Genomic DNA, 8,298 nt, shown 5'->3' on the forward strand with positions numbered 1-8,298 from the left:
CTACTACCCGCATGATTTTACTGACGTCGACGACGGGAATTGTCGAACGTGATTAGTACGACGACGCCGACGAGGTTATGGGGTTAAACTTGGGTGGAAAGACAGGAGCCGGACAGGAAAAGACAGGAAGGAACCCTAGGCGTAATAAGTCTCGAAATGAATTTATATTATTGAATTAGAATGATTTTTACCGATAAAGGTCTTCTTTCTAGTTCAATAAATAAAGGAAAGTTTCTATGATCCAATCTAAAGGTAGTACAGCGAATACAGATGCTGATGCATCTAAAGACACGTCAAAACACAATCCATTCTCTAACATCCTCAAATCAGGGGAAGCAGACAAACTAGGTTCAAAATCTCAAGGGAAAATCCTCTTCGAGATTGCGCAAAATATTGAGGATAAACAACTCTACTTCCGGATTGCTGGGCAGACAGGAGGGGCAGGGTTACATTCAAAACAATGGGTTCCGTGCTCTAAGTTATTCGAGGTTATCGAATCTCAGGGTGATAAATCATGGAAAAGTCAGGTCTACAAATCCCTCTATTCTTCTGGTTCAGCCAACAATCAGGGTTTCTGTGCCGCTATCGTTCGTGGTCTAGGTTTAGCTGTTAAAGCTGAGTCTTCTATTTACCTACATGTCGTTTCAGAGAAATATCAAGATAGGAAAAAGGAGCTTCTCGCACTGTCAAAATCAAGGGCTAAATAGTGTGTAAAAACCTTGTCGTCGTCGACGTAATGACGACGCCGTCGATAAACCTACTCATGAACAAGTCGCTAGGTAGGCTTCAACATCTCTAACCAAGGCTTGTTTTACCCATGACGGAGAAATTACATCGATATCAGGTAGCCAAGATTTAAGGACTGGCATTAATGCGTGAATATCTGATGTCTCAATGCTTATAAGCGTTGAACCATAACCTAACTCTTTCAGCACCTGAATTGCCATAGGTTGTTCTGACCTCTGGTAATCATCAATTCGACTAGAACCTACCTGTGCGATGACCTCTACAATACCCTGAGTATTCCAGTGTAATTCTTCTCTGATTAGTTTCTCGTTGAAGCTAGGGGAGGGAGTGTAAATATCATCGTGTTGAACTAACTCTGTAATCTCCGATACTCGAAACGAATATGACTGGTTCCTAAGTACTGAAACCAAATGCCAAATCCCATGTTCGTTAATGAGTTGGTAAGGCTCAATCCGATGATAACGACGACGCTGACACGTTAAGGTTAGAGTGTTTCGCTGATGAATAGCGTTCGCAATGACACGTAATGTTGTCTGAAAGCGACTGGAATCTTCGATAGGTAAATGACGGAACAGAATAGATTGTGTCTTATGGCTTAGTGCCTGAGTCATGACTGCTCTATCTGGAAACAACTTATCTACCCCCATACTCGATAGGGAGTTCAGAGCTAAATGAGCTTTAGGGTTACGATGATCTAATTGCTTTAAGAAGTAATATCCATCCTCTCTTTCGATAGGTAGAAATGCCAGTCGACTGAAATCTCGAAGTACAGTTCGTTCATGTACTCCAAATTCCTGCTGTAAGTCGATAAGGCTCAGTTTCTCTCCTGAATGTAATCGGGAAAGTATCTGACTCAATCGGTAGGCTAACTTCTCACTCTTATTCATATCACCAATGATGTACTGATTCGCTGACAGGTAGTGTCAGCCATCATTATTTCCCGATAGTCATGAGTAAGTGACCGATTTTGTTATAGGTTTCATAGCCCACGAAACCTAAGCCCTGCCGTTATTCCTCAAATTAATTTTGCCAACTGACACCACCTGTCAGTCCACACCTTCAAACTAATCAACAGATGTCCTCTTAGAAAGAGGGCATGCAATCTTCAAGGAAAAACAACAATGAAAAAATCAATTATCCTGCTAGGTCTAACTTGGCTATTCACATCTTCGGTATTCGCAGGTGGTACGTTCGGTGGTAATCCGGGCGATATCTCGAAAATGAAAGAGCTGCTAGAGCCTCAATGGAATGGCAAGGCAGGTATTCAGAATACAGCGTCTTACGGTGTCATCGTGCAATGGAAAGCGGATGTCTGTGGAACCATGAATGGTCATGTCACTGATACGGCGAAATGCGGCCCAGATACCCAGAAAGGTAAAGCACAATAAGTTTTGTTGCGGAGCTTGGCTCACGATATCTCAGTTTCGAAATTGGAACTCTCTAGGCTTAGGTATCAATGAGCTCCGCAACACCCTAATCAACCAACAAGAAGGAGCCTTTACATGGCGATTAAATCAATTACAACACTAGTTACAACCTGTCCTGCATGTGGTGATCGTGCTTATGATGATGGTAGCTGTCAGGTGTGCGGTCACTCTCACTAAAGCTGTATTGGTAAAAATCTAAAAGGTCATGTTCTTCATCGAGCATGGCCTTTTTTCATATCTATATAAAGAGGAAGGGAAGTATGCAAAGTAAAACATTCTCACAATCATCATCCCAATCAAAGAAGAACACTGGTATCCGTGGCGCTCAAGTCGGTGCTGCTATTGGTGCTAGGTATGGTCCATATGGGGTATTTATCGGTGGTCTAGCTGGTTTCGTAATTGGTGTCGTCGCCGACGAGGTTATAGATGATTGACGGGCAAACTAGGTGTGCAGGGGGATAACCTCTGCTTTTTTTGCTGCGCGTTGACGCTGACGGCGTCTGAATTAAGTCGACGACGACAATAATAATGCTATTGACTGGATATCATAACAATCACTGAGATAGGATGAGAAACTCGGTATGTTCATGTTATAGAGATAGCAATTTTGGCCAGAAAAGCTTTCGGTATTGCCCCAGAAGATCCTGATTTAATAAATTTTGAAATGTTTATTGCATCATCTCACCCCGAATTTATTCAGTTAAAGACGTCAGAACGACCTAGCTATGAGCATCTAGATTTCCACATAAAAACACTAGGTTTTTCATATTTTCCAGGATGTAATGAAGCTTATTGTCCGTTGGCTTTGAGTAAGTTTGAAAAAGGTGATGTACAGAGTTATGAAGAAGAGTTCTTAGATAAAATTAAAACTCCTCTGTATCAGCATTTACACCAAAATTATTTTTTTAATACGACTGCGTTGTCCATTATCGAAGTTATGGATCGACTTGAAATAAGACTTCCAACGTCATCAGCGCCTATGACTGTCAATGACTATTTAGAGGGGCTTGTAGATAAGCTTTTTCAGGTCTGGGATAAATGGATCATTGAAGAAATCAGAGCGAAGTTAAGTAAGCGGAAAGCATCACTCAGTATTGAAATACTAGAAGGAATGATTACGCAGGTATCGGCGGTTGTAGAGGAGTTGATGGAGTTTGCAAATAAGCCTTACTTAAACCGTAAAGAGCTAGTCGACTTTCCTCAAAACCAAAAGTTTGCGTTGTTATCAACTTCTTTGTATTTGCTTTACAAGCAAGGATTAGAGGAATACATAGAGCAAGTTTTGAATGAATGGAGATTGTTTGAGTATGAGAAATCAGGGAGAGAGGTGTCGATCGCAATAGACACGAAACGGTACATTGACCTAATTTTGATGCATGAGCTCTCAATGAAATCTTTAGATATCGAGAAAAAGCAGAAAGGGCGTAGTAAGGCTAAGCTTTCGAGTCCTGCTACTTTTATGTATACGAGAATGCATGGTGGTTACAAAGCTAGCGATATCAGAGCAACGTATCGCTGGTTATTTATTAAAGCGTGGCTATATTCATGGTTAAAGGTTAATGCAGTGTCTGCCAATAAAGCAGCAGAAGAAATTGCAAAAAATGATAGTTTCTTTTATCTGGATAAAGTGAGTAGGAAAGTGGGCAAGGATGGTGTAGTTGAGTCTGATGATGAATGCTATGCCAGAAGACAGAAGCAACTCAACTCAGAGTTTAGTAAGTGGAAGAAGTATGATGGACCATTTGCTTATATATCAGATAGCTTGTTCAGTAAAAGTAGGAATGCCTACGAAAAGTCACAACAGTCAAAGTAGCGTGAACCAGATAAAAAAGAGAAGCGAAAGCTTCTCTTTTTTTATGCCTGTAGCTTTTACAAGCACTTTGGAAATTATCTTCGTGGGGGAGCTGGTTAAATGTATTTCGTGGTTAGGAAAGAAAGTCCAAACGATAAATTTAGCTATTTCGAGCACTTTGGAAATTCAACGCCACAACATTGCTGTTTAATGCAAACCAACGAGACGGAACGCCTTCTCGATGCTCTTTAACAATCTGGAAAGTAACGCTCTACGACTTTTGAATATTGATTTTGCAACTTAATGGGTAGCTGAATGGCTGCCCATTGCGATGCTGAATTAAATCGCATCAATTTCTATTGATAACTTAGGAGAGATGAAATGAATCTATTTGAAAAACTAAATGCACAGGCTGAAAAAGTAGCTAACTTCAAAGCGCAGATTCCTAGTAACGCATTGTCAAACATGATGCCGTCAGATGGTGTTCCATTTATGACAAAGTCTGAAGTACAAAAAATGCTAACGATTGAGCGATACGATGACGAGACAGGATATAAGTATATATATTATGTAGATGCCGACATTGCGCAGTCCTTACCAAAAAAAGAAGTATCTCAAAAGGTACTTCATGTTCTGCAAACGACAAAAAACGAGATTCGCCTAGTTCTATTGAGTAGCAATCCATCAAATTCTTGGAACCGCAGCAAGCTAGACGCGGTGAAGGCGAGTGCTGAGGGGAAGGTTATCTCAGTAAAACGTAACAAAGAGGCTGGTGTCTATAGTTACTCGGTTGAGCATGATATCGCCCCATTTGATGTTGATATGTCTCTTGTAGCGAAAGCTTTTGATGAAACGTTTGGTGGAGAGTATCACATCGATTCCCTAGAACATCCTGTAGCTCAAGCGTTGTTAGAAAATAAAGGTGAGTTTGTTGACGTCGTTGACGGTGATACTGAACAAAAGCAAGTGAGTAATGACGACACCGACGCTGAAAGAGTGAGAGATCCTTCCGAAGATGGAATTTTCTCGGACGACCCAGAGCCGTTAGAAGAATTGGAGGAAGTCGAAATTGAAGATGAGATTGACCTTGATGACTTGGACTTCGACGATATGGCAGCATGAATTGTAATAGCACGTTATGGTCTCGGACCACATACCTATGCGCTAAATAAACAGTTACTTGTTCACTCAGCGCAAGGTTACCTACCTGACCATATCGCTCAAGAGGTTAAATCTGTTTCGAGCTTGCCACCTTTGGATGTTCAACGTCGCATTACGCGACATATAGAGCATCTAAAGAGTAGAGAAGCGATTAGAGTAAATCGTGCTGCAATGCTTAAGCGAATTGGTTCGTACTCACAGAAAAAATCGGGTACAAGCCAATTCGTAGCTAAGCAATATCAAGGCATTGTTAAAGCACTAAACACAGATTCTACCGGGAATTGGTATCGTCCGGTCGTCTCGACTTTTCATACTAAAACAGGTCGTGATCATACGCTTGGTTCTTCTCTGAACCAAGTCCCTAAGCAGTACTGGAAGTCTGTACTGAGCCCACCTAAAGGCAGTGTTTATGCTCTTTTAGATTACCAGCAACAAGAACCCATGATTGCCGCTTATTTTGCGCAATGTCAGGTGCTCATGCATTGGTACCAAAAGGGGGACATATACAAAAATATCGTTCAGTTAGTTGGCGGCCAATTTAGCCGTGACCAGTGTAAGCAAATGCTCATTGGACGCCTATATGGTATCGGTTATCGGACACTCGCTGAAAAACTGGGGATTGCGTTGAGTCGAGTTAGAGCTCTGTCTCATGAGCTATCTCGTCTTATTTACCCAATTGACCACTATCTCGCTAGATCTGCCGATGTTATTCGGCATCAAGGCTTCGCTCGTTCCTTAGATTGGAAATACACCATATCGGATTTGGACGGGCAACTCTCGCTAACTAATTGGAAGATTCAAGCAACAGGTGCCGACATTATGCGTCGAGCCTGTCTACGTCTTGATGACGCCAACATTCCACTTCTACTCACCAACCACGATTCGTTCTTGGTGAGGTTAGAACAAGCACAATTTCAAAACCAATTGGATGCGGCAACTCAGGCTCTCACCGACGCCGCCGCCGATGTTCTAAATGGTTTCCGTTTAAAAGTGGCAGTCGAAATGATGCTGCCATCCCAAGAAAAATAGTATTAAAGGAGATTTTTACAATGGCTGATAAAAATGCATTCGCAGAGTTCTTAGAACAGTTTACCCCTAGCGTAGTTAAGCAGGACGAGTCACGCACACCATATTTGATTGAGCATACCGGAGAGTCTAAGCAAGCTATCCCATTGGCTTCTGATCAGGGAGAGCAGATGCTGCGTAAGTTCGCTAAGCGAGTAGAACTAAGATTGGTTGGTAAAAACGTGAAAGATGCATTCGAGGAAGTCAAAGCTATCGCATGGGAGCATGAGCAGCCGTTGATTAAACCTCAAATTCGATATGGTATGGCTCCGGGAACTGAAACAGTCACCATTGATCTCTCGAACGGTCAGATTGCTCAACTTAGCGCTCAAGGTGTTGATGTGTTGGATAGCATGCCAGCCAGCAACGAAGAGTTGTACTTTCAGAGACCAAGTTTTCAGTTGCCAATGGTGACGCCAAAGCTACCTTGTGTTGATATGAAATCAGCTCTGAAGAAGCTTAGAGGTTTCATCAACACTGATCAGGACACCTTTCTTTTGCTAGTAGCGTATATGACCTACTTGATGGCGCATCCTAAGGTAAAAGGTGTCCCTTATCCTATTCTGATGATCCAAGGTGAGAAGGGGGCGGGAAAAAGCTTCTTCTGTAATAACGTGCTTCGTGGCTTGTTAGATCCTAGCGCTGTCTCAGCGATGGCTTTTCCTAAGCAAAGTGACTTTGTTCTGACCATTAACGACATGTCGCTAGTTGTTATTGATAACCTTAGAAGCTTAACTAAGCGTCAAAGTGATTTGCTTTGTACCGTAGCTACCAAGGGAACCATGACGAAGCGAACACTGTACAAGACAGCAGAAGTGACGATGCTAGAGCTACATAGCCCACTAGTATTAAACGGTATTCATGATTTTGTTAAAGAATCCGACTTAGCTTCCCGTTGCCTCCGAGTCAACTTGGAACCGATGAAGAAAGGCAATCGACGTCCTGAACAAGAGCTGAAAGCTGAGTTAGAAGCAGCTATGCCAGAGATATTCGGTGCCTTACTGACTCTTGCATCCAAAGCGTTGGCGGTATTACCTGATGTTGAGGTGGTGCATGAAGCGCGAATGATGGACTATGCCAAATGGATAGGAGCGCTAGAAACAATCTGGAAAATCCCAGAGGGTAAGCTGCAAAAAGTGTACGAGAAGAATGTAGAGTCGCTGATGGCATCGGGTATGGCAGATGATAGTCTAACGATTGCTTTTACGGCATTGCTTAAGAAAGCTGGAGGTAAGCCGTGGAAGGGCAAGCCTTCCGAGCTTCTGAATAAGCTTCAAGAGTTTGAAGAAAGCATGTATCTACCTAAAGGTGCAGCGGCGTTGTCAGCAAAGATTAAGGGTCAAGAATCAAGCTTGAATGCCAATGGCATCTACTTCAAGTTTGGACGAGATGCAGAGCGTTACATAATGGTTTCAGATAAGCCATTAATTTAATTATCACATCCGGTATCGGTGGCATTGCTCACTGGTACCGGATTTTTTTTTGCTTTCTGGTGGCGGCGTTGACGGTTGGTGCTCTGCGTGGATAGCAGGAACCAAATATTTATTTAGTGAGTGTCAAAGTTATATCTTCTCAATACAACAAAGTCGAGCTTACTACACCAAATGACAGGTTTCCCTGTTGTTGCATAATAGCAATCACCAATGATCAAAGCATGGCAGCCTTGTAAATGCTCTAAATCAGTGTCCACCTTGAAGTATTGAAGAAACTCTTCCGTAATTTCTGGCCTTATGGCGACACTTAATCCATCAGAGCGACTACCTGCGTTCAGCCATAATTTACCATCATTTGAATATGCGGCATCACTAATGAAGCCCCAGAAAATGCGGTTCTTCTCATGTAAACCCTCATGAACATTCTTAAAGTGTACAAAAAGTTCATCAGCTGATGAAGGAAGATCAGGAAACGGGGCGTCAGGGATAAACACGTTTGTACCGTGAGCATAATTCTCATCTGGAGACCTAACTAACTTATATAGTAAGTTCTTTAGTGATAAGTGAGCAGGGTAGTCTTTCCCTCCAGCGTTTTTAGTTTTATCTCCTGATCGCTTTTCTCCATAGGGCAAGATTACGAAGCCCCTTGCCCTGCAAGGACTTGCGAAAGGTA

Annotated in this window: 8 protein-coding genes and 1 pseudogene; 7 read left to right on the top strand and 2 right to left on the bottom strand. The window is 42.3% G+C overall.

Features of this window, described 5'->3' with window-relative positions; genetic code table 11:
* The first annotated feature begins 236 nt into the window (after positions 1-236).
* Positions 237-707 carry a hypothetical protein gene (locus WR49_RS20415; protein WP_046225241.1) on the top strand — a complete coding sequence of 157 codons (471 nt, stop codon included), beginning with the start codon at positions 237-239 and terminating at the stop codon, positions 705-707.
* A gap of 54 nt (positions 708-761) precedes the next feature.
* Here the strand turns inward: WR49_RS20415 and WR49_RS20420 are convergent, their stop codons facing one another.
* A complete protein-coding gene (locus WR49_RS20420) occupies positions 762-1,634 on the bottom strand; it encodes a helix-turn-helix transcriptional regulator (protein ID WP_046225242.1) in 873 nt (290 codons plus the stop codon).
* Positions 1,635-1,868: 234 nt separating this feature from the next.
* Between WR49_RS20420 and WR49_RS20425 the strand changes: the two genes are divergently transcribed.
* The 6 genes from WR49_RS20425 (at position 1,869) to WR49_RS20450 (ending at position 7,625) form a co-directional block, all read left to right on the top strand.
* The gene (locus WR49_RS20425; protein WP_017086156.1) at positions 1,869-2,135 is read left to right on the top strand and encodes a hypothetical protein; all 267 of its coding nucleotides are present in this window, start codon (positions 1,869-1,871) and stop codon (positions 2,133-2,135) included.
* A gap of 299 nt (positions 2,136-2,434) precedes the next feature.
* Entirely contained in the window at positions 2,435-2,608 is a 174-nt protein-coding gene (locus tag WR49_RS21555; RefSeq protein WP_162929923.1) for a hypothetical protein, read from the top strand.
* Between the two features lie 173 nt (positions 2,609-2,781).
* On the top strand, positions 2,782-3,987 hold the full coding sequence (locus tag WR49_RS20430) for a hypothetical protein (protein WP_017087736.1): 1,206 nt from the start codon (positions 2,782-2,784) through the stop codon (positions 3,985-3,987).
* A gap of 360 nt (positions 3,988-4,347) precedes the next feature.
* Entirely contained in the window at positions 4,348-5,088 is a 741-nt protein-coding gene (locus WR49_RS20440; protein WP_046225244.1) for a hypothetical protein, read from the top strand.
* A gap of 210 nt (positions 5,089-5,298) precedes the next feature.
* Positions 5,299-6,156, top strand: coding sequence for a DNA polymerase (locus WR49_RS20445; protein ID WP_046225245.1), 858 nt, complete (start codon positions 5,299-5,301; stop codon positions 6,154-6,156).
* A 20-nt stretch (positions 6,157-6,176) separates the two neighbouring features.
* Positions 6,177-7,625 carry an ATP-binding protein gene (locus tag WR49_RS20450; protein WP_046225246.1) on the top strand — a complete coding sequence of 483 codons (1,449 nt, stop codon included), beginning with the start codon at positions 6,177-6,179 and terminating at the stop codon, positions 7,623-7,625.
* Positions 7,626-7,738: 113 nt separating this feature from the next.
* Here the strand turns inward: WR49_RS20450 and WR49_RS20455 are convergent.
* Positions 7,739-8,298: pseudogene (locus tag WR49_RS20455) on the bottom strand (hypothetical protein); the annotation flags it as partial.

The organism is Vibrio sp. ECSMB14106 (assembly GCF_000972265.1).
GTDB classification, from domain to species: Bacteria; Pseudomonadota; Gammaproteobacteria; order Enterobacterales; family Vibrionaceae; genus Vibrio; species Vibrio kanaloae.